The organism is Synechococcus sp. A15-62 (assembly GCF_014280075.1).
Lineage (GTDB): Bacteria > Cyanobacteriota > Cyanobacteriia > PCC-6307 > Cyanobiaceae > Parasynechococcus.
Genome location: NZ_CP047950.1, coordinates 1669645 through 1690790, shown reverse-complemented (window position 1 = coordinate 1690790; position 21146 = coordinate 1669645). Strand labels below are relative to the sequence as shown.

General features: G+C 58.0%; 20 protein-coding genes. 12 read left to right on the top strand and 8 right to left on the bottom strand.

Annotated elements, in window-relative coordinates; genetic code table 11:
- Positions 1-11: 11 nt before the first annotated feature.
- On the bottom strand, positions 12-599 hold the full coding sequence (hpf, locus tag SynA1562_RS09715) for a ribosome hibernation-promoting factor, HPF/YfiA family (protein ID WP_186493699.1): 588 nt from the start codon (positions 597-599) through the stop codon (positions 12-14).
- An 11-nt stretch (positions 600-610) separates the two neighbouring features.
- Here hpf and lipB point away from each other — a divergent pair, with 11 nt between their 5' ends.
- The 10 genes from lipB to queA all read left to right on the top strand — a co-directional run bounded on the left by lipB (position 611) and on the right by queA (position 11976).
- Positions 611-1309 carry a lipoyl(octanoyl) transferase LipB gene (lipB, locus tag SynA1562_RS09710; protein WP_186493698.1) on the top strand — a complete coding sequence of 233 codons (699 nt, stop codon included), beginning with the start codon at positions 611-613 and terminating at the stop codon, positions 1307-1309.
- Positions 1310-1337: 28 nt separating this feature from the next.
- A complete protein-coding gene (locus SynA1562_RS09705; protein ID WP_186493697.1) occupies positions 1338-3251 on the top strand; it encodes an AMP-binding protein in 1914 nt (637 codons plus the stop codon).
- Between the two features lie 91 nt (positions 3252-3342).
- Entirely contained in the window at positions 3343-3786 is a 444-nt protein-coding gene (locus SynA1562_RS09700) for a YlqD family protein (RefSeq protein WP_114989554.1), read from the top strand.
- 205 nt (positions 3787-3991) lie between these two features.
- Positions 3992-5449, top strand: a complete 1458-nt coding sequence (locus tag SynA1562_RS09695; RefSeq protein WP_186493696.1) for a hypothetical protein — start codon at positions 3992-3994, stop codon at positions 5447-5449.
- A gap of 338 nt (positions 5450-5787) precedes the next feature.
- Positions 5788-6423, top strand: coding sequence for a recombinase family protein (locus tag SynA1562_RS09690; RefSeq protein WP_186493695.1), 636 nt, complete (start codon positions 5788-5790; stop codon positions 6421-6423).
- Positions 6424-7210: 787 nt separating this feature from the next.
- On the top strand, positions 7211-7408 hold the full coding sequence (locus SynA1562_RS09685) for a hypothetical protein (RefSeq protein ID WP_186493694.1): 198 nt from the start codon (positions 7211-7213) through the stop codon (positions 7406-7408).
- A gap of 389 nt (positions 7409-7797) precedes the next feature.
- On the top strand, positions 7798-8469 hold the full coding sequence (locus tag SynA1562_RS09680; protein ID WP_186493693.1) for a sulfotransferase family 2 domain-containing protein: 672 nt from the start codon (positions 7798-7800) through the stop codon (positions 8467-8469).
- A gap of 31 nt (positions 8470-8500) precedes the next feature.
- Positions 8501-9412 carry a Druantia anti-phage system protein DruA gene (locus SynA1562_RS09675; RefSeq protein ID WP_186493692.1) on the top strand — a complete coding sequence of 304 codons (912 nt, stop codon included), beginning with the start codon at positions 8501-8503 and terminating at the stop codon, positions 9410-9412.
- Between the two features lie 119 nt (positions 9413-9531).
- The gene (locus tag SynA1562_RS09670) at positions 9532-10863 is read left to right on the top strand and encodes a dihydrolipoamide acetyltransferase family protein (RefSeq protein WP_186493691.1); all 1332 of its coding nucleotides are present in this window, start codon (positions 9532-9534) and stop codon (positions 10861-10863) included.
- Between the two features lie 12 nt (positions 10864-10875).
- Positions 10876-11976: a tRNA preQ1(34) S-adenosylmethionine ribosyltransferase-isomerase QueA gene (gene queA / locus SynA1562_RS09665; RefSeq protein WP_186493690.1), complete on the top strand. Its 1101-nt coding sequence runs from the start codon at positions 10876-10878 to the stop codon at positions 11974-11976.
- A 75-nt stretch (positions 11977-12051) separates the two neighbouring features.
- On the opposite strand, the gene cysK is transcribed toward queA, so the two are convergent.
- From cysK to psbD, 5 genes are all read right to left on the bottom strand, one after another.
- Positions 12052-13038, bottom strand: a complete 987-nt coding sequence (cysK, locus tag SynA1562_RS09660) for a cysteine synthase A (protein WP_186493689.1) — start codon at positions 13036-13038, stop codon at positions 12052-12054.
- A 54-nt stretch (positions 13039-13092) separates the two neighbouring features.
- The gene (locus SynA1562_RS09655; protein WP_186493688.1) at positions 13093-14589 is read right to left on the bottom strand and encodes a PLP-dependent transferase; all 1497 of its coding nucleotides are present in this window, start codon (positions 14587-14589) and stop codon (positions 13093-13095) included.
- A complete protein-coding gene (locus SynA1562_RS09650; protein ID WP_186493687.1) occupies positions 14586-15728 on the bottom strand; it encodes a PLP-dependent aspartate aminotransferase family protein in 1143 nt (380 codons plus the stop codon). The genes SynA1562_RS09655 and SynA1562_RS09650 overlap by 4 nt, the downstream gene beginning before the upstream one ends.
- Positions 15729-15837: 109 nt before the next feature.
- Positions 15838-17226 carry a photosystem II reaction center protein CP43 gene (psbC, locus tag SynA1562_RS09645; protein WP_011364942.1) on the bottom strand — a complete coding sequence of 463 codons (1389 nt, stop codon included), beginning with the start codon at positions 17224-17226 and terminating at the stop codon, positions 15838-15840.
- On the bottom strand, positions 17210-18265 hold the full coding sequence (gene psbD, locus SynA1562_RS09640; RefSeq protein ID WP_006851499.1) for a photosystem II D2 protein (photosystem q(a) protein): 1056 nt from the start codon (positions 18263-18265) through the stop codon (positions 17210-17212). Before psbD ends, psbC begins: the two co-directional genes overlap by 17 nt.
- 188 nt (positions 18266-18453) lie before the next feature.
- Between psbD and SynA1562_RS09635 the strand changes: the two genes are divergently transcribed.
- Both SynA1562_RS09635 and SynA1562_RS09630 read left to right on the top strand, forming a co-directional pair.
- A complete protein-coding gene (locus SynA1562_RS09635) occupies positions 18454-18990 on the top strand; it encodes a photosystem I assembly protein Ycf4 (RefSeq protein WP_025362460.1) in 537 nt (178 codons plus the stop codon).
- A gap of 4 nt (positions 18991-18994) precedes the next feature.
- A complete protein-coding gene (locus tag SynA1562_RS09630) occupies positions 18995-19666 on the top strand; it encodes a peptidylprolyl isomerase (protein WP_186493686.1) in 672 nt (223 codons plus the stop codon).
- A 2-nt stretch (positions 19667-19668) separates the two neighbouring features.
- Here the strand turns inward: SynA1562_RS09630 and ilvN are convergent, their stop codons facing one another.
- Together ilvN and SynA1562_RS09620 are read right to left on the bottom strand one after the other, a co-directional pair.
- The gene (gene ilvN, locus SynA1562_RS09625; RefSeq protein WP_011364939.1) at positions 19669-20199 is read right to left on the bottom strand and encodes an acetolactate synthase small subunit; all 531 of its coding nucleotides are present in this window, start codon (positions 20197-20199) and stop codon (positions 19669-19671) included.
- Positions 20171-21136, bottom strand: coding sequence for an alpha/beta fold hydrolase (locus tag SynA1562_RS09620; protein WP_186493685.1), 966 nt, complete (start codon positions 21134-21136; stop codon positions 20171-20173). The genes ilvN and SynA1562_RS09620 overlap by 29 nt, the downstream gene beginning before the upstream one ends.
- Positions 21137-21146: the final 10 nt, after the last annotated feature.

The following is a 21146-nucleotide window of genomic DNA, read 5'->3' as shown; positions in this document are numbered from 1 at the left end:
GGGCCGGGAGGTCAGTCACGAGCCTGAATCACCCCATACCCCCCGTGGTTGCGGCGGTAGATCACCTGCAGCTGATCGCTCTCCTTCTCACGGAACAGGTAGAAGTCGTGGTCGATCAGATCCAATTGGCGGCGTGCTTCCTCCAGTTCCATGGGCGGCATGGCGAAATATTTGCGTCGCACACCCGGATCCGGCAGTTCCGCCTCACGCCCGTGCAAAAGGGAGGCTTCAACGGGGGATGCATCGTTGACCACATCCGTGCTGGGGGTGTGGCTGGCGCTGTGGCCGTGGCTGTGGTGGTGATCGCTGTGGCGTTCCTTCCAGCGGCGCAGTTGGCGGGCCAGTTTCCCGGCGGCCAGATCGATGCTGGCGTAGAGGTTTTCACTGCGTTCCTGGGCGCGGATCACCGTGCCGTTGGCAAAGACCGTCACCTCGGCGGTCTGTTGAGGCACACGGGGATTGCGGGCCACGGAGAGATGGACGTCGGCCTCGCGAACAGCATCACCGAAGTGCGATGTGGCCCGTTCCAATTTGGTTTGGGTGTAATCCCGCAACGCCGGCGTGATCTCGAGGTTGCGACCATGGATCAGCAACTTCATGCCTCACTCCTGTGCCGGTTGTTATCGGCAAGCTAGATACGGCGCACGATTCGGCCCACCCCCAGCGTGCATTTCTTTTCGAGCCCGGTGATCCGGTTCGATTCGATGCCGCCTGGTCGGCGCAACAGCGCTGGCAGAGCAGCCTTCTGGCCGATCCATCGGCTCGGGAGGCGGTCTGGATCCTGCAGCACCAGACCTGCTACACCCTCGGCCGTGGCGCCAGCGAGGAGCACCTGCATTTCGATCCCGCTGAGCCACCGGCACCCCTGTACCGGATCGATCGGGGTGGGGAGGTGACCCATCACCTGCCCGGCCAACTGGTGGCCTACCCGGTGTTGGACCTAAAGCGCCGCACCCCCGATTTGCACTGGTATCTGCGCCAGCTCGAACAAGTCGTTCTGGATGTTCTGGCGGAGTTGGGCCTGGAGGGTCAGCGTCTGCCGGGGTTGACCGGCCTCTGGTTGGACAACCGCAAGGTCGCCGCCATCGGTGTGGGCTGTCGCCGCTGGATCACCCAGCACGGCCTCGCCCTGAACGTTGATTGTTCGATGCAGGGGTTTGAGCAGGTCACCCCCTGTGGGCTCACCGGTCGTGAGGTCGGGCGGCTTGCGGACTGGTTGCCAGGGCTGACGTCGGCTGAGGTGCAGCCGCTGCTTCGGCATGCCCTGGCCCATCGTTTCGCTCTGGTCTGGGAGGAGGAAGCGAGATAAACCTGAGCTGTTTGAACCCCTGCCTCGGATGACGGCCAGCTGGAGCCCGACAACCCGTGAAACGGACGCTCTGCAGCGTCATGCCCATGTTCAGAGGTTGCCGAGGGTCGATGCCGTATGGCCCTGGCTCGCCGACCGCCATGGGCTGATTGCCGCCGTTGATGCTCCCCATGCAGCGCATCCCGAACGCTTCAATTTCGGCGAACTGGCGGAACGCATCGCCACCGCTGCAGCTGCCTTTCGGCGCCATGGCGTGAAGGAAGGCGATGTGGTGGCTTTGTTTGCTGAGAACAGCCCCCGCTGGCTGGTGGCGGATCAGGGCCTGATGCGTGCTGGTGCCGCTGATGCCGTGCGCGGAGCCTCGGCCCCAGTGGAGGAGCTGCGCTACATCCTTTCGGATTGCCAGGCAACGGCTCTGGTGGTGCAGAACGCTGAGGCGTGGCGTCGTCTGGCCCTTCCCCCAGACCAACGGTCTGAGCTGCGTTTTGTGCTTCAGCTGGAAGGGGAGCCTGCTGAGGGCGCCATGGGCTGGGAGGCGTTTCTGGCGTCCGGGGCCGGCCTTGATCCCGTTAGCCCGGCGGGGGGGCGAGACGCCGTGGCCACTGTTCTCTACACCTCGGGCACGACTGGCCAACCCAAAGGGGTCCCGTTGACCCACGCCAACCTGCTGCATCAGATGAGCTCACTGGCCTGTGTGGCCTATCCCGAGCCCGGTGCTCCGGTGCTGAGTGTGTTGCCCATCTGGCATGCCTACGAGCGCAGTGCCAGCTACTTCTTCCTCTCCTGCGCCTGCACGCAGACCTACACAACCATCAAGCAACTGAAGAAGGATCTGCCGCGGGTCCGGCCGATCGCGATGGCCACTGTGCCGCGGCTTTGGGAGGCGGTTCAGGCTGGATTTGAGGATGTGCTTAAGACCTTCCCCCCCTCCCGGCAGCGACTGCTGCGTGCGGCATTGGCCAACAGCGCTGCCCAGCGCAAAGCCGTGCGAACGGCGCGCAACCTCCTGCTGGAACCGGTGTCAGCCTCCGGCCGGCTGCGTGCCTGCGGCTCCGCCGCCCTGCGCTGGCCCCTGCATGCCCTGGCGTCGACATTGATCTGGCCGAAGCTGCGGCGCCAGCTCAGTGGTGGTCAGCTCTCCTATCCGATCAGTGGTGGCGGTGCCATCGCGCCCCACATCGATGCTTTTTTTGAAGCCGTGGGGATTGAGCTGCTGGTGGGCTACGGCCTCACCGAAACCAGCCCTGTGGTGAGTTGCCGCAGGCCCTGGCGCAACATCCGCGGCAGCTCCGGGCTGCCGATGCCCCAGACCGAATTCCGGATCGTCGATCCCGACAACGGCCAGCCCCTGGGCTTCCGGCAACGGGGGCGGGTGATGGTGCGTGGCCCCCAGGTGATGGCGGGCTACCTCGGCAAACCCGAGGCCAGCGCCAAGGTTCTCGATGCCGCGGGATGGTTTGACACCGGCGATCTCGGCATGCTGCTGCCGGATGGTTCGGTGGCCCTAACCGGCCGGGCCAAAGACACGATTGTGTTGAGCAGTGGCGAGAACATCGAGCCCGGCCCCCTGGAAGAGGCCCTGGTGGCCAGCCCCCTGATCGAGCAGGTGATGCTGGTGGGTCAGGATGAACGCCAGCTCGGTGCCCTGATTGTTCCCCGTGCTGAGGCGATCGTGGCCTGGGCGGCTGAAGCCGGCGTGAACGTGGCGCAGGACCTGGGCGGACAACCCGGTGATCCGGCCCTGCTTCGCTTGTTGATGCGCGAATGCAACTGCTTGCTCAAGCAGCGGTCGGGCTCCCGGGGTGATGAACGGCTGGCGGGGGTGGTGCTTGTGGATCCCTTCAGCATTGAGAACGGTCTGTTGACCCAGACCCTGAAGCAGCGCCGTGATCGCATCACCAGCCGCGATCAGCATTTGATCGATGGCCTTTACGGACGTTGACCGCGCCTGAGGAGGCTTGGGGGTGGTCGGTTGTCCGGTGATTGACCCCACGTGAAAGGGCTGACACGCTTTGGCCGTCTCCCAAGCACCCATGTCCGACGGCACCTCCCTGACGATCAAGCGTCCGATCACCGTCCGCGCCGTCGTAACGCCCACCTGGAAAGAAGAAGCAGAGCGCGAGCTCAGCAATGGCATTGCCACCGCTGACCAACAGCTGGCTCAGCTGGAACAGGAAGGCCAGGACGTGGTGGACCAGGTGCGTCGTCAGAGCGCCAACCCCCTTGATCCCCGCGTGCAGGATCAGGTGGCGCAGATCCAACAGCAGGTGGCGGCCAAGCGCGCCGAGCTGGAGGAGCAGAAGCGCAACCTGCTTCAGCAGCAGGCCCAGGTGCGTGAGCTGGAGATGGACCAGATCGTTGAGCAGGGTCAGCTGGAGAGCAGCTGTGAGCTGAAGGTTGGCGACAACCTGGTGCAGAAGATGCAGGTGGCCATCGTTGTGAAGGATGGCGTTGTGCAGTCGATTGAGGAAGCCTGATCGGCTGGCCTCTGCTGACTCGTAAACTCCCCTGATCTGCCCTCCCGGAGACGGTTTTGGCGACCACAGACATTTCCTAGTGTCAGTGTTTGCAAGGGTTTATACAGTTGGACAGTGGTTGGACATTGAAACGCACCGTGGGTACACTTAGTGCCTGCGGTGCTTTCTGCTGAGTGGTTTGGCAGGAAGTTGGACACTTCCCCTGATGCCCAAGATCCAGTTCAAAGAGGAAACGTTGAACGGACGTGCACACATCGTCGCTTATGCCGATCGTGAGTATTTGACGCTTCGCATTCCAAGAGGGAACAAGAAGTACAACAACATTTCATTAGGTACAACAGATCTCAAGATTGCTCACGACAAAGCACTTGATGTTTATGCAGCGACAATCAATCAACCACTTCGTTCCAAAAATAAAAAGTATCGTTTCGCCACTGTCTGTGAAGAGTTTTTGAAATGGAAACTGGAACAAGCGGATATCGGGGAGATTAAAGAGAGTGCTGTTAAATCATATTCTCAACGTATTCACCAAAGGATAATTCCTTATGCCACAAAGGTTGGTGTTTTGAATATTGGCGATATTAAACGTGAAAGTTTTGAAGAGTATGGTCTTTACTACAGAAAAGTTGAGACAAAGGGGAAATGGAATTCTGCTACAGCAGGTTTATCTGTCTCCACGATTAATTCCGATCTCTCGACATTGAATGAACTCTTGGGTTGGATGGTCAAGAAGAGTATTCTTGATGCTAATGAATTCCCCTTCATTAAAAAACTTCGGAATAGAAAAGAGTTCCGTGAGGATGCCAATCCTGCTTTCATGCCAGAAGAGTGGGAAGCGCTGAAGTCTGCTCTTAATGAATGGGTGAAAATTAAAGAGGGTGATGATGAACTGAAGAAGTGGAGGAGACGTTGGATCTACAACTGGATATTTTTCATGTATCACTTTGGTGGTCGTCCTCACGAAGCGATGACGTTGCGTTTGGGTGATCTCGAAACTAGAAAGATGCCTGACGGCAAGTTAAAGGGTTTAGTCCGCGTAAGTCCTCTGACGAAAAGAGGTAAGAGAACTGTTGTGATGAATGGTCATTGGTTGAACTCTGTGAAATCGCATTTAAATAAAGGCATCAAGTTGAGAAACAAACAAATCGAAGAACATAACTTGATTGTTGCTAGTGGAGAGATCACAAATTATCGTTGGAGATTTCAAGGGGAAATTCCATTACTGCCACAATCGAATAAAGACACATGTCTATTCTTGAATCCCCTTTTTCATACCATGAACAAGGAGGACAAGAGAAGCATCAAGAAGTTCGAGGTAGAAGGAAGGTTGGATGAAGTCCGATGGGAAGTCGGAGTTTATAGTTCAGAGACGATCAGAAAGAAGTACGAGGAACTTGTTCGTACTGCTTTGACGGATTTCTACAAAGGACAAACAAAACCTACTGATCACAGTCGATTCACTTTGTACTCATTACGTTCAACACATATCACACACAATCTTTTGAATGGCACTCGCATAAGAGTTATTGCTGACAATTGTGGTACTTCCGAGTCGGAAATTGAGAGTACCTACTATCGGATCAACAATTTATTGAATATTGATGAACTAGGAATGCACAAGAAGACTTTGAAACCAGAAGACCAGTTACAAGCAGAAGAATAGTATTTGTTCCTCCTACTCTTCTTTTCAGGGAGTGTTTCTCTGCCACAGATCAATGAGATCATCACTCCATCGATCAGTCGGGGGGATATCGCCTCAGGAGGAGACAGAGGAGGGACAGAGAAGGCAGCAGGAGGACAAAACCCATAGATCTTGGACGCGGCTGGAATTCCTATCTGGGGGTCTTCTAGTCGCCTCTCTGGTGTGGACAAAAGAGTGGTCGCCCGAGTCGTCTTGAGACCGACTCATATGAGTCGGTTGGGAACGTTCAAACCATTGGGATCCTGTAATGATTTTTTTGATTTCCAATACACCACCTTGCTAACCGTGCCAACAGAGAAGTGACTGTATCGGAATGCCGTATTAAAATGTCCGATACAGACACCCATGCAATGACTGTTTTTGGAGTGTGGAGGTGCAGCACCGACCTACAAGATCAGGAGAGACAGGTGCTCGCCTTAGAACGTGCAGGTTGCGAACGGATCTATGGAGACAAGATCACAGGCACTAGTGACTGGAACACCCGTCCTGAACTACGTCGTTGTTTAGATGAGATGGTCGAGGGAGACACGCTGGTGATCTCTGAACTCTCCCGTTTATCTCGTTCCTTCCTGGGGATGGTAAACGAGGTAAGCAACCTGTTGGAACGTGGGATCCATATCAGGACTCTCGACAAACGTCTTGATACCACTGCGATGCCAAAGGAAATCACGATGCTCATCGTGTCGGTCCTGGGGTATGCGGCGTCTCAAGAACTGGATCAGATCAAATCCAGAACCGCTGAAGGCAGAGAAGTCGCTAGGTCCCGTGGGGTGAAATTCGGTCGGAAAAAGACCTATACCGAACATCAAGCAGCAGAGGTGATGAAAAAACGTACTGCTGGTGAGGGGTATGGAACGATCGCTAGATCAATGGGTATGAGTCGATCGATGGTGCAACGCATCGTTCAAACACATGAACCTGTCTCTGTTTCTTGATCATCCTCTGGCACTGACCTCTTTCTGTTCCTGATCGGTAACCAGTCTCCTGAATACGTTGGAGTCCATCTCGCACGTCTACAGTCCTCCTGGAGGGTTGGAAAGTAACTCTTGATCGCCTTGTACAACGTCATTGTTCGGAGACCACAGACCTGAACAGGACACGTCATCATCCAGGTGTTTGTTCGAGGTGAGAATCCCAGCACTGTTGTCTTCCTTTTGCATACTGGACACTCACCTTTTTGGTAAGCGACTCTGCCATTGAATTTCCTGGGATTCTCTATGGCATTCATGAAACGACCAACATCATGAACAAAGGGTTCTTCTATTGATTCATTCGTGTAAAAGTTCCAACTCATTTCAATCCCTTCTGTGTTTGTTCTCTGACGTATTTATATCTGGAAGACAGAATTCTTATAGATAGTATTGTTCAGAAACTTATTAAGAGTCCTGTTTAGAGTAACCGTCAAAACACTGAAACCACTTCAATCGTATAACTAGTAGACAACAAAAGGGTGATTTTAATATGACTCCTCTTGTTGTCTTAGGTGATTTGTTATCGCCACTTGTGTTTTTCCTAAAAACTTATCTACATCAATCATCTAGAAAGAATCAACATGACGCCAACAAAGCAACAACCCAATAAAAAAATGGTTTCTTATCAGGAACAGGAGATTGAAAGACTGTCATTGATGGAAGGTTCACTGATGGATCATTACGGGTACAACTACTCTCAACTGCACAAGAATCTAGTCAGAGAGAAATATTATGCGTTGAAAGCGGCACTATGAAAGACGAAACTACCGCTACAAGAAAAAAGATTGATTACCTCTACAACAAACTAGATGAAATCTGTGATGGTGATTTTGAAGAGAAGAATAATCAAGTGTCGTTTCTGATGAAAGAGATCGACAAACAAAGAATGAAACTGCTTGAAACAGAACTAAAACAGGTTTACAGGGAGATCGAAGATGAAAACAGTTAGACTTTCAGATAAATCAGAAGTGTTAGCGAGAGAACTGATTAAAAAGATGAGACTGCCTAGTCAGAACTACGAAAGACTCATTGAACAACTGATCAAAGATAAGTTCGATAAGACGTAGCAGGTAAAACTAAAATCGAAGATACTGTCAACCTACAAAGTGTTACGGACGATCGGAGTAACTCAATACATCATCTTCAAAAAAATTCCTGGTATCAATCCAGTCTCTAGAGTTCAAAGTACATTGTTCTCTTTAACCCTTACAGAGTTATTATATTCAAGTTAATGATATTTGTCAAGTATACGTGTCAAGATTGTTGCTTCAATAGAAAACTGATGATGTCGTATTCTCAATAAGGGTCATCTATGGTATAAAGAAAAGGACAAAAACTATGAAGATGATTTTTAATTCTCCCGAAGGAAAGGCAATTTTCATACATATCCCCAAAACAGGTGGTAATACTATCCAGAAGCACATTTTTGACAAGGGTGACTCCATGGATGAAATGAAAATCTCGGGTCACCAGGACGGCAAAGATAGATTCGAAGTGAGAGGTCGATTCACTTCCAAAAAACATATGAAATTGTCTGAATACTTTGAATACGAACAGTTGCGATCCTTTGAAATTTTTACATGCATTCGGAATTCTCTTGACAGGTTAGTTTCATTTTATTTTTCTCCGCATAGACATGTTAAACGAAATAAAATCACTGGAGAAATCTCTTATCCTGAAAAAGTTGACTTCGATATCGATGAATTCGCGGAGATGATTGAAAAAATTCCTACAATGATAAAAATATTATCCATTCCTAGTAATCATGATATTCCATGTATTTCTTCCACACGCATACCTTCAAAAGTGAAAATAATTAGAACTGAAAACTTAAAACTGGATGCATCTGCCCTCCTTGACTTGGAGATCAATAATTCAAGCAATGTTTCACCGTACAGAGATTCTTCGAAAAAAGCAAAATCAGACCCTGCGGTTCAAAAGTTGATATTCAATTCAAAACATCAAGAAGATCAAGACTTTTTTTATGGAGCAAATATCAATCTGAATTAAGTTCCATGTCCGACTGGTATGAGTCCGTAACGTGCCGCTCTCGAAGGACCATCAGAATCGTGACAAAGGCGGGAAGTTTGTTGAGAGTTCACATCCACCTGCAAGACAAATTCAAGTCTCTCTGCCTGAACCGTTCATAGAGGCACTCGATGCGTATGGACGAGAACACGGGACAGGACGTGGCAGAAGCATCGTGAAACTGCTTGAGGGTGTACTGACACCTAGTTCACCTCCAGATCCCCTTCCTGTCGCTCAGAGAGACCTTGTGAGGTTGGAACTGGTCAAGAGCAGTAACCCCCTCTATCAAAAGTTCCGTCGCAGCCACTACATCCCTGACAGAGGGACGATGGGACAACAACTCCAGTACCTGATCTTCTACGGATCTGAGGTCGTTGGAATCATTGGTGGTGCTTCCGCCGTCTTTGCTAATCAGGCACGGGACGAGTTCTTTGGTCTTGCGGAGGAAGCGGAAGTCAAAATACAACAACTCAATAGCATCGTCAACAACAATGTTTTTCGTCTTGAATATCCCGCACCAAATCTAGCAACGATTGTTCTTTCCATCTGGAGAAAACGGATAATGGAGGACTGGGAAAAACTATATGGAGTTCCGATAGCAGGGTTCGAGACCTTTGTCGTCGAAGAACGTCTATGGAATGGAAAGACCAGAAATGGTGCTTGTTATCGCGCTGATAACTGGGAAATGGTTGGTATCACCCGTGGATATGGAAAAACCAATGCTCGCGGTCGTGAGATCAAAGACAAAACCCTTCGGTCCAAGAAATTGGTCTACTGCCTACGGATCAAAGGGAGAGAACTTTGTGATTCCTATGCAGCTGCGTGGAACGATCTAGATCTCAAAAGAGATTTACGCAAGAGGCGAGATCAGATGTTGAGTGATCCGCTGGACATCGTGCTTGATGTCATACGAGGAGAGACCTGACTCCCCTTGCCGTTACTGGTGGATGGGGGTCTTCTGCGCCTTAGAGTCGTCGAATGAGTTGGACAACTGTTGGGCAAACAGTTGGACAGCACCCCAAGATCCCTTGCAAACAGGACTGAATGGCGACCACAGACATCTTCATGCCTGCCCTCAGCTCCACCATGACGGAGGGGAAGATCGTTGAGTGGCTGAAACAGCCCGGAGACAAGGTGGCTCGGGGAGAGTCGGTTCTTGTCGTTGAGTCCGACAAAGCGGACATGGACGTTGAGTCGTTCCAGGACGGCTACCTCGCTGCGGTGTTGATGCCTGCCGGCAGCACGGCACCGGTGGGCGAAACCATTGGACTGATTGTCGAAACCGAAGCTGAGATCGCCGACGCGCAGGCCAAGGCCCCCAGCGCTCCCGCGGCGGCTGCAGCTCCCGCCCCTGCACCGGCTCCGGCTCCCACACCAGCGGCGGTCCAGGCCCCAGCTCCAACCCCTGCGCCGGCTCCGGCACCTGTTGCTGCTCCAGCACCGTCGGCACCGGTGGTGAATGACGGCCGCATCGTGGCCAGCCCCAGGGCGAAGAAGCTGGCCTCCCAGATGGGTGTGGACCTGGCCACCGTGCGCGGAAGCGGTCCCCATGGCCGGATTCAGGCGGAAGACGTTGAGCAAGCTTCCGGTCAGCCCATCTCCGTGCCCCGGGTGGCGGAAGGAACGGCTCCCGCTGCTTCCGCGGCAGGCACTGCAGCAGCAGCGGCCCCGGCGGCTCCGGCGGGCAACAGCTTTGGTCGCCCCGGTGAGACTGTGGCTTTCAACACCCTCCAGGGTGCGGTGAACAAAAACATGGAGGCGAGCCTGGCGGTTCCCTGCTTCCGCGTTGGTTACACCATCACCACCGACAAGCTGGATGCCTTCTACAAAAAGGTGAAGCCCAAGGGCGTCACGATGACGGCGCTGCTGGCCAAAGCGGTGGCTGTCACCCTGGCGCGTCATCCCCAGGTGAATGCCGCCACCACAGCCGCTGGCATGGCCTATCCAGCCGATGTGAACGTGGCTGTTGCCGTCGCGATGGAAGACGGCGGCTTGATCACGCCGGTGCTGCGCAATGCCGACCGCACCGATCTCTATGAGATGTCGCGTCAGTGGGGTGATCTGGTCAAGCGCTCCCGCAGCAAGCAGCTGCAGCCGGAGGAATATTCCACGGGCACCTTCACCCTCTCCAACCTTGGGATGTTCGGTGTTGATCGATTCGACGCGATCCTTCCCCCAGGCACCGGAGCCATTCTTGCCGTCGCCGCATCACGCCCCACGGTGGTGGCGAACAAGGACGGGTCCATCGCCGTCAAGCGTCAGATGCAGGTCAACCTGACGGCGGATCACCGGGTGATTTACGGCGCTGACGGTGCCGCATTTCTGAAGGATCTCGCCGATCTGATCGAGAACCGTCCAGAAAGCCTGGCGCTCTGATCGGTTGCCTACGTGCCTGACCCCAGGGACCTGCAACTCAGCAGCTACGACTACCCGCTGCCGCCCGAGAGCATCGCTCAGGCACCAGTTGAGCCCCGCCACAGTGCTCGTTTGTTGATGGTTCCCCCTCAGGGGGAGCCATCAACGGATGCCGCTCACGGCCAGGTGTGGGATCTGCTCGAGCAGCTGCAGCCCGGTGACCTGCTGGTGGTGAACGACACCCGGGTGCTGAAGGCCCGTCTGGCGGTGCGGCGTTCTGGGGGTGGGCTGTCTGAGTTGCTGGTGCTGGAGCCGAGGGGGGAGGGCCGCTGGCTGTGCCTGGCCCGTCCTGCCAAGCGCATGCGGCCGGGCGACAGCCTCACGATTGATGGCACTTCGATCAGCCTGACGGTGCTCGCGGAAGACCCCGCCAGTGGTGGACGGGTGGTGCAGTTCCCCAGTGATTGCAGGGATGCCGAAACCATTGAGGGTTTGCTCAATGACGTGGGCGAGGTGCCTCTACCGCCCTATATCGAACGGCACGATCCAAGCGACAGCCAGCGTTATCAGACCCGTTACGCCGATCGCCCCGGTGCGGTGGCCGCCCCGACGGCGGGGTTGCATTTCAGTGATGAACTGCTGGCGGGCTTGCAGCAGAAAGGGGTGGATCTGGCCCGGATCACCCTGCATGTGGGCCTCGGCACCTTTCGCCCTGTTGAAACGGAAGACCTCACCGCCTTGGAGTTGCACAGTGAATGGGTGGATGTCAGCCCTGCTTTGGTGGAGGCGGTGCAGGCTTGTCGAGGCCGGGTGATTGCGGTGGGCACCACGAGTGTTCGTGCCCTGGAGGGGGCCGCTCAAGCCCATGGCGGTGTTCTCAAGCCCTACACGGGGCCGGTGGATCTGGTGATTCAGCCGGGCTATCAGTTCAGGGTGATTCAAGCCCTGCTCACCAACTTCCATCTCCCCAAAAGTTCTCTGCTGCTGTTGGTGAGTGCCCTGATCGGCCGCGAAAACTTGTTGAAGCTGTACGCCGAAGCGATTGAAAGGAGCTATCGCTTCTTCTCCTATGGCGATGCCATGTGGATTGATGCAGCGGCGGTGCAGCCCCAGGCCCGCCCACCGGCACGCTGAGGCCTGAACGGTTATCGGTGAGGCCATAAAAAAAGCCCCGTCAACGACGGGGCCAAGGCTTCTGGTGGAGCCAGCTCAGACAGCCACCGGTTGCTCGATGATGCCGGTCGGCACTTCAGCGAACATCACCGAGGAGAGGTAACGCTCGGCCAGGTCGGGCAGTACCACCACGATGGTTTTGCCGGCATAATCGTCTTTCTCAGCCAGACGAATGGCGGCTGCAGCGGCGGCACCGCAGGAGATGCCCACAAGCAGGCCTTCCTCCTGGGCCAGGCGCAGGGCCATGGCAACGGACTCCTCGTTGGTCACCTGCTCAACCTTGTCGACCACGGAGAGGTCGAGGTTTTTGGGGATGAAGCCGGCACCGATGCCCTGAATTTTGTGGGGACCGGGCTTGACGGCCTCACCGTTCATGGTCTGGGTGATCACCGGGCTGTTGGTGGGTTCAACGGCCACGGATTCGATCGCCTTGCCCGCTTCATTTTTGATGTAACGGGAGACGCCGGTGATCGTGCCACCGGTGCCGACGCCCGCCACGAGCACGTCAATGGCGCCATCGCAGTCGTTCCAGATTTCAGGACCGGTGGTCTTGAAGTGGATTTCGGGGTTGGCGGGATTGTCGAACTGGCCAGGCATGAAGTACTTGGCCGGATCGCTCTCAGCGATTTCCTTGGCCTTGGCGATCGCACCGGGCATGCCTTTGGCGGCCTCGGTGAGGATCAGCTCAGCTCCGAGCACGGCCATGACCCGACGCCGCTCGATCGACATCGACTCGGGCATCGTCAGGATCAGCTTGTAACCCCGGGCTGCGGCGGTGAAGGCCAAAGCGATGCCGGTGTTGCCGGAGGTGGGCTCAACAATCACCTTGCCCTTGGTGAGCTTGCCGCTCTTTTCTGCGTCCCAGATCATGTTGGCGCCGATCCGGCACTTGACGCTGTAGGCGGGGTTGCGCCCCTCAACCTTGGCCAGCACAGTGGCCTTGCAGTTTTTGGTGACGTTGTTCAGCTTGACCAGCGGGGTGTTGCCGATGGCCTGGCTGTTGTCGTCGTAAATGCGGGACATGGAGCTGCTGTAGAGGGGCCCGAAGAAAACAAACTAATGATCGAAAGCCTCTCCTCACCCAGTTGTTAAGGGCTTTTTCAGAGTCTCACCGGACTCTTGGTCAGCAAACGCTTGCTCAAACCGCATCCACAGCGCCTCGGGGTCTTCCCGGCCGACGGACACACGGAGCAGATCAGCCGGCACACCGCATTGCTCCGCCCAGCTCAGTTCGTCGTAGTGGGCCAGCTGGGTGTAAGGGCACACCAGGCTGAAATCGGTGCCAAGACTGGGGCCTTTGCTGATCCGAAGCGCGTCGTAAACCCGCTTGGAATGCTCTTGGCCTCCTTTCAGTTCAAAGGAGAGCAGGCAGCCGTGGCCAGCACCGCTGCGCATCAAGGCGCGGAAGTTGGGGCAGCTCTTCGGATGCAGCACCCGCTGCACGGCCGGGTGCTCTTCGAGCCGTTCCGCCAGAAGCAGGGCGTTGGCATCGAGTTGCGGCACCCGCTGGAGCACATCCCGGCTAGCGATCTCCAGGGCGATGGCATCGGCATCGCTGAGTGGGGCGATGGCTGGAACCGCCGCCAGCAGGGTGGTCGCCCAGGCCGACTGCGGACTCACCAGCACACTGCCCGCCATCACATCACCTCGGCCAGCGAAGCTTTTGGTGAGTGAGGTGAAGATCAGATCGGCGTAGGGCAGGGCATTGAGGTTGATGCCGGTGCCGATCGTGTCATCGGCAATCACTGGAATGCCGCGGCTGCGGGCCAGGGCCGACACGCCTGGCAGATCCATGCAGCGCAGCAGCGGATTGCTGGGCAGCTCCACAATCACGGCCGCCGGTTGGAGCTGATCCAGGGCTACTTCCACCTCGGCAAGGCTCTGCGGTTGCAACAGCTCGCCACCGTGAAACACCACCTGCGGCTGCTTCAGCACATCCACATAGGGAAAGCCCAGCTGCAGCGTGGGCTTCCCGGGCCGCAGCGTCTGGATGGCGCTGAGTGCCGCATGCAGCCCGGCCATTCCCGCTGGATGCAGGCTGATCTGCTGGGCGTCGACGCTATGGATGCCAGCCAAGCGCTTTCGAATCACCTCGCGGGCGGCGTCGCCGTATGAGCTGCTGGGGGCCGTCTCCTTCCCTAGGGCGATGGCGGCCTGGCGGGAGGAGAGGCCCAGGCCGGTGTGCTGCCAGAACGCTTTGGCATGGGGGCTCGCCGCTGCATCACTGCGCAGGCAGGTCACCCCGGCAATGGCGATCAGCTCCGAGCGGCTCTCTGGTGCTTTGCGTTGGCAGTGGGCCAGGGCTGCCTGGGCTGCCGCTTCGGTGGGGTAAGGCCAGACCGTGGTGCCTGCAAGCTCCGAAGGCTGAACTAGTTGTCGGATCAGCGGATGCAGGCCGAAGCGGGGATAGATCGTCTGCAGGGCATCGCGGCAGGCCGGATCCTTCTCCTCGTAGGCGATCACATCGCACCAGCGCGGCAGCGCCACAGACACCGCATGGGGGGAGTCCGGAAGGGGATGGCCGAGATCAGAGCCCTGCCAGGCCGGATCGCTGAGCAGATTGCGGGGACTCACGCCAGCAGCTCCAGGGCCTGGTCCAGATCGGCCTGCAGATCGGCGAGGTCTTCGCAGCCCACGGAGAAGCGCACCAGGCCATCGTCGATGCCCAGTTTGGCCTTTACCTCAGCCGACACCGCGGCGTGGGTCATGGTGGCGGGGTGGCAGATCAGGCTTTCGATGCCGCCCAGGCTTTCGGCCATGGTGAACCAGCGCAGCTGTTTGCAGAGGGCATAGGTCTGCTCCTGGCTGGCGTTGAAGCTCACCGTCACGATGGCGCCACCGGCACGCATCTGACGGGTTGCCACCTGATGCTGAGGGTGATCGCTGCGGTGGGGGTAACGCACCCAGTTCACCTTCGCGTGCCCCGCCAGTTGATCGGCCAGGGCCGCGGCATTGGCCATCTGCTGCTTGAGCCGCAGTGGCAGGGTCTTGATGCCCCGCGTGATCAGCCAGCAATCAAAGGGGGACGGCTGCAGCCCAAGGGCCTTCTGGGAGAACACCATCTTCTGGTGCCACTCGGGATCGTTGGTGCACACGGCTCCACCGAGGGCATCGGAGTGGCCGTTGATGTACTTGGTTGTGCTGGTGAGCGAGAGGGTTGCGCCCAGCTCCAGCGGGCGCTGCACCAGGGCGGTGGCGAAGGTGTTGTCCACCACCACGGGGATGCCGAGGGGTTGGGTGATGGCACACACCGCCTCCAGGTCGATCACCTTGAGCAGAGGGTTGGTGGGGCTCTCCAGCCACACCATCGCTGGCTTCTGGGCTTGGATCTGCTCCAGTGCGGTTGGCTGGGTGAAGTCCACCCACGCGGTTTTCAATCCGAACTTCGCGAACACCTGCTCGAACAGCCGCACGGTGCAGCCGTAGAGGTTCTCTTCGCAGAGCACCAGATCGCCCTGTTTCAGTTGGGAGACCACGGCGGTGATGGCGCTGACGCCGGAGGCGAACACGGTGGCGTGGGCGCAGCCTTCAACCGAGGCGAGCACCCCATCAAGGATGCGGAAGTTGGGGTTGCCGGACCGGGTGTAATCAAATCCGCCGGCGTTGCCATGGGCAAAGGTGCTGGTGGGGAAGATCGGCGGCATCACCGTGCCGGTGTCTCCCGCAAAGCTGTCGCCGTGGTGGATCACCCGGGTGTTCAGGCCTGTGTTCACGGACGATCCATCGATTCGGACAGGCTAAGAAATCGCCTCTTCCATCCCAATAAAAAACCCCCGCCGTGTGGCGAGGGTTGATGACGATCGTTTGGATTGAACCGGTGGATCAGTCGAGGTCGGGCATGCCGAGCACAGGCTCAGCCTTGCGATCGATGCCTTTCTCGAAGCCAGCAGCAGCAGCGCGAGCGCGGCCGGCGTGCCAGAGGTGACCAACCAGGAAGAAGAAGGCGAGCACGAACTGCGTTGCACCCAGCCACTGGCGGAGGTTCACGTAGTTCACCGAGTTGGGCTCGGTGATGATGCCGCCCACGGAATTGATCGAGGCGTTGGGAGCGTGGGTCATGTACTCAGCCGCACGGCGCACTTGCCAGGGCTGAATGTCGTTCTGCAGCTTATCGAGGCTGAGACCGTTGGGGCCACGCAGGGGCTCCAGCCAGGGACCACGGAAGTCCCAGAAGCGCATGGTTTCACCACCGAAGATGATTTCACCGGTGGGTGAGCGCATCAGGTACTTGCCAAGGCCGGTGGGACCCATGGCGGAACCGATGTTGGCGCCGAGGCGCTGGTCACGCACCAGGAAGGTGAAGCTCTGAGCCTGGGATGCCTCAGCGTTTGTGGGGCCCCAGAACTCGGAGGGATAGGCGGTGTTGTTGAACCAGATGTAGGCAGAAGCGATGAAGCTCATGAAGCTCAGAGCGCCAAGGCTGTAGCTCAGGTAGGCCTCACCGTTCCAGATGAAGGCGCGACGCACCCAGCCGAAAGGCTTGGTGATGGCGTGCCAGATGCCACCGAAGATCAGGGTCAGACCCAGCCAGATGTGGCCACCAATGATGTCCTCCATGGAGTTCACACCGATGATCCAGCCCTCTCCACCGAAGGGAGCGCGGAACAGGTAACCGAAAATCACGCCCGGATCGAGGGTCGGGTTGGTGATCATGCGGACGTCACCGCCGCCGGGGGCCCAGGTGTCGTAAACGCCGCCGAAGAACATGGCCTTAAAGACCAGCAGCAGGCAGCCGACTCCCAGAAGGATGAGGTGGTAACCAATGATGTTGGTCATCTGGTTTTTGTCACGCCAGTCCTGGGAGAAGAAGGAGGAATAGTTCTCCAAGATCTCCGGACCACGCAGGGCGTGATAGAGGCCGCCGAGGCCGAGCACGGCGGAGCTGATCAGGTGCAGGACACCGACCACGAAGAAGGGGAAGAGATCAGTGACCTCACCGCCGGGGCCCACGCCGTAGCCAAGGGTGGCGACGTGGGGCATGCAGATGAAGCCCTGCTCGTACATGGGCTTGTCGAAGGTGAAGTGGCTCACCTCGAACAGCATCATTGCGCCGGCCCAGAACACCATCAGACCAGCGTGGGCCACGTGGGCACCAAGCAGACGGCCGGACAGGTTGATCAGGCGGGCGTTGCCAGACCACCAGGCATACCCGGTGGAGGGAAGGTCTTTGCCGCCAGTGGCGCCAAGACCGGGATTAGAGAGCGTTACCACGGGGCAGAACCTCTTCAGGGAAGACGAAGTTTTCGTGCGGCTGGTCAGCCGGTGCCATCCAGGCACGCAGACCTTCATTCAGAAGGATGTTCTTGGTGTAGAAGGTCTCGAATTCGGGATCTTCTGCAGCGCGGATTTCCTGGGACACGAAGTCATAGGCGCGCAGGTTGAGGGCCAGACCGATGATGCCGATGGAGCTGGTCCACAGGCCCATCACAGGCACGAACAGCATGAAGAAGTGCAGCCAGCGCTTGTTGGAGAAGGCGATACCGAAGATCTGGCTCCAGAAGCGGTTGGCGGTGACCATGGAATAGGTCTCTTCTTCCTGAGTGGGCTCGAACGCCTTGAAGGTGTTGGCCTGCTCACCGTCCTCAAACAGGGTGTTTTCCACAGTGGCGCCGTGAATGGCGCAGAGCAGTGCACCGCCGAGGATGCCGGCGACGCCCATCATGTGGAAGGGGTTCAGGGTCCAGTTGTGGAAGCCCTGGAGGAAGAGAAGGAAGCGGAAGATCGCAGCCACACCGAAGGAGGGCGCGAAGAACCAGCTGCTCTGGCCGAGGGGGTACATCAGGAAGACGCTGACGAACACCGCGATCGGACCGGAGAAGGCGATGGCGTTGTAGGGGCGGATGCCGACCAGACGAGCGATCTCGAACTGACGGAGCATGAAGCCAATCAGTGCGAAGGCGCCGTGCAGGGCCACGAAGGCCCAGAGGCCGCCGAGCTGACACCAGCGAACGAAGTCGCCCTGGGCCTCAGGGCCCCAGAGCAGCAGCAGGCTGTGACCCATCGCATCAGCGGGGGTGGACACAGCAGCGGTAAGGAAGTTGCAACCTTCCAGGTACGAGGAGGCAATGCCGTGGGTGTACCAGGAGGTGACAAAGGTGGTGCCTGTCAGCCAGCCACCTATGGCCAGGTAGGCCGTTGGAAGGAGAAGAATGCCGGACCAGCCGACAAAAACGAAGCGGTCGCGCTTGAGCCAGTCATCGAGGACGTCAAACCATCCCCGCTGTGGCGCGCGTCCTACAGCGATCGTCATGAGAGGTGAACGGTGCGGAAAGCCGCAGGCTGTGGGATACGCCGCGACCTTAACAATCTTCAAGCGACCTGCGGGGCTGATTTGTCTGAGCTGAAACCCCCTGTATCGCTCTGTTTCTTAGTGATTTTTTCCTATTTCGTCTTCGGGGCCTTTCTGCGGTCACAATGGCGCTTCGTTCTGACTGGGTCATGTCCGCAGCAGTGCTCGAGCAACCCGTGCTCGGCTCCCGTCGTCTCTCGAATTTTTTGGTGGCTTCGGCCGTCACGATTGGGGGCGTGGGCTTCCTCCTGGCGTCGCTCTCGAGCTACCTCGGTCGCGACCTGGTTCCCATTGGGCACCCTGCAGCACTGGTGTTTGTGCCCCAGGGACTGGTGATGGGCTTGTACAGCCTTGCTGCGGCGTTGCTGGCCACGTATCTCTGGTACGTGATCGCTGTGAACGTTGGTGGCGGCAGCAATCGCTTCGATAAGGATGCCGGTGTGGTGACCATCAGCCGCCGCGGTTTCCGCAAGCCTGTTCTGGTGGAAATTCCGCTTAAAGATGTCAAAGCGGTAAAGGTGGAGGTGCGCGATGGCTTCAATGCGCGCCGCCGCGTCGCCCTGCGAATCCAGGGACGCCGTGACATGCCGCTCACCCGCGTTGGTGAACCGCTTCCTTTGGCCCAGTTAGAGAAGGACGGTGCTGAACTGGCCCGATTCCTGGGCGTCAACCTTGAGGGCCTCTGATTCGATGCGTCGTCTTCGTTCCTGGGCGCTGCTGCTGCTCATCCCTTTGTTGGTGAGTTGCAGCACTTCCCCGCGCGCTTCGGTGGTGACCGGCTGTGCTGATGCTCAGGCGGCCTGCCTGCAGGGCCTGGCCACCGTCACCATACAGACGAGCCAGGGCGAGTTCACGATTGAAGTGAATGGCGATTCCGCTCCCCTCACCTCCGGCAATTTCATCGATCTGGTGCGGCGCGGCATCTACGACGGAACCATGTTCCATCGCGTTGTTCGCGAGCCCGTTCCCTTTGTGGTGCAGGGTGGCGATCCGCAATCCAGTGATCGATCGGTTCCCTTGGGGCAGCTCGGCACCGGCAGTTTTGTGGATCCCGACAACGGCCAGGCTCGGATGATTCCGCTTGAGATCAAGTTCCGATCCGAGCCGCAGCCCCGCTACAGCAGGGTCAGCACCAATCCAGCGGAACTTGATGGCCTGGAGTTGACCCACGAGCGTGGAGCGGTGGCCATGGCCCGCTCCCAGGCTCCTGATTCCGCCAGTGCCCAGTTCTATGTGGCCTTGCGTCCCTTGCCGGAACTCGACGGCCGATACGCCGTCTTCGGCCGTGTGGTCGATGGCATGGAGGTGGTGGACGCGATCCAACAGGGAGATCGCATCACCAAGGCGGTGTTAAAGGAGTGAACTCAGGCCGGCACCCGGCTTTGGCTCGGTGACACCTTGAGCATTTCGGTGTTCACACCTGAGGCCCGCTCAAGGGCCACCTTGCCGGTTCGGGCGATTTCGAGAATGCCGAAGGGGGCCATCAACCGTTCGAGGGCCACCAGCTTTCCGGGATCACCCACCACTTCCAGGGTCAGGGCTTCATCAGCCACGTCCACCACCTTGGCCCTGAACACCTGAACGAGTTCGATCACGGCGCCCCGGGATGCTGCCGGTGCTGAAACTTTGAGCAGCATCAGCTCCCGCTCCACAGCCGGGCGCTGTGTCAGGTCGAGGACCTGAAGCACATTCACCAGCTTGTCCAGTTGTTTGGTCATCTGCTGGAGCGTCTGGTCATCGCCCTCCACCACCATGGTCAGGCGCGACTGCCCTTCGGCTTCTGCTGGGCCGACAGCCAGGCTGTCGATGTTGAAGCCGCGTCGGGCGAAGAGTCCTGCGATCCGGCTGAGTGCGCCGGATTCGTCTTCAACCACCACTGAAAGGGTGTGTTTCATCGCCGCTGGTCGTCCCCTGCCGGTCTGGTCCTCCCAAGTTACGGTCCAGCCAGGGCAACAACACAGCCAGGAAGCGATCAGGCGCTTCGTCATGGGGGCAGTGGCCGCAGCGATCCAGCACCTTCAGCTCGAGTGCTGTGTGGCTGGCGGCCACGGATTCCCCGACGGCCAGGGGCACAAACCGATCCTGACGGCCCCAGATCAGCAGCATCGGCACCCGCAGTTGTTCGAGCAGGGCTGGGGCGGTGGCGCCTCGGGGGCGGTTGGCCATGCCCAGGCTCATGCCCCGCAGGGCCCGGGCTGCTGTAGGGCGCCGGGCAGGACGGGCGATCAGCTGCAGCAGCTCCGGATCGGATTGGATCGACTGCCAGTAGGCCCCCTGAAGCCCGGCTTTGAGCAAGCCCGTGCGCGCGATCAAGGGCACCACAAGTTCAAGCGGAAGCACGTGCAGCACCAGGGCGAGCAGGCGCCGCTGCCAACGCCGCCGCCAGGGCGCCCGCCGTTTCGGCAACGGTTGAATCAGGGCAGGGTCCGGCAGGGGCGCGGCGACCACCGCCCGCACCCGGCTTGGCGCCAGCACCGCCGCGGTGAGTGCGGTCAGGCCCCCCAGGGAATTGCCGATCACCACCGCTGGCCCTTGCACCACCTGATCGAGGAATGCGCACACCTGCAGGGCCCAGAGTCGGTTGTCCATCTGCCGTGCCGGCTGGGCGGATTGGCCGAAACCCAGCAAATCCAGGCTGTAGACCCGCCAGCCCTGTTCGGCCAGGCGCGGCGCGCAGTGGCGCCAGTGTCCGCTGGCGGCGCCGAAACCGTGCAACAGCAGCAGGGCAGGGCCCGCTTCAGGGCCGCTGACCCGCCAGTGGCAGGGCCAGCCCTTCCACTGCCAGGTGCTCTGGACCCCCCACTCGGCAGTCTGGACAGCAGCAGGTGGCACCCTTCTGACC